This window comes from Bacillus sp. LR--39 (assembly GCF_053613335.1).
This window is the reverse complement of record NZ_JBSIOT010000937.1, coordinates 1-686: the sequence shown is the minus strand read 5'-3', so window position 1 is coordinate 686 and position 686 is coordinate 1. Positions and strand designations below refer to the sequence as shown.

The following is a 686-nucleotide window of genomic DNA, read 5'->3' as shown; positions in this document are numbered from 1 at the left end:
TAAAATAGTCGGCCATCATCACGCCTGCCACCGGTCCAAGCATGCCGCCTATTAAGCCAAGAAACGCATACACGCTTGTTGCGCTCTCCATCAGCTTCCATGGAACCGTAAATAAAGCGAGCAACGCTGTGATAAAGCTGCCACGTTTGAAATTGATATACTTCGGCAGGGCATTCGCTATATCATAAGCGGGCGATACGATGTTCGCCGCGACATTTACAGAGATCGTGGCGATGCAGAGCGTGATCACGGACAAGACGATGACATAAGGGTTATCAAACCGCGCCAAAATATCGACAACATCCCAAATCGGCTCTCCGAACGCGACCTGCGAGCCGGAGGTCACCGTAATACTTGCGAATGCGAACAGCGCAAACGTTCCCGGCAAACCGTAAAATTGTCCTTTGATTTGCTCTTTTTGTGTTTCAGCAAACCGTGTAAAATCAGGTATATTTAAGATCAATGTCGCCCAGATGCCGATGATGCCAGTAACTCCGGCAGCAAACGGCCAGAATGTTTCTGAAAACGTATGAAACTTTCCTGGTTGAGAGTATATCGGGCCCAATCCTCCGGCAATATCAACGGCCCACCATACCATGCCGCCAAATACCAGATACACTAAAGGCCCTGCCCACACCTCAAAACGTTTAATCGACTCCATGCCGTGATGCAATACGAGTAAATGA

1 pseudogene is annotated in these 686 nt (G+C 48.8%); it reads right to left on the bottom strand.

From position 1 onward, the window contains the following. Nucleotides 1-686 (bottom strand): annotated as a pseudogene (gene pucI, locus ACWHAR_RS27595) (allantoin permease); the annotation flags it as partial.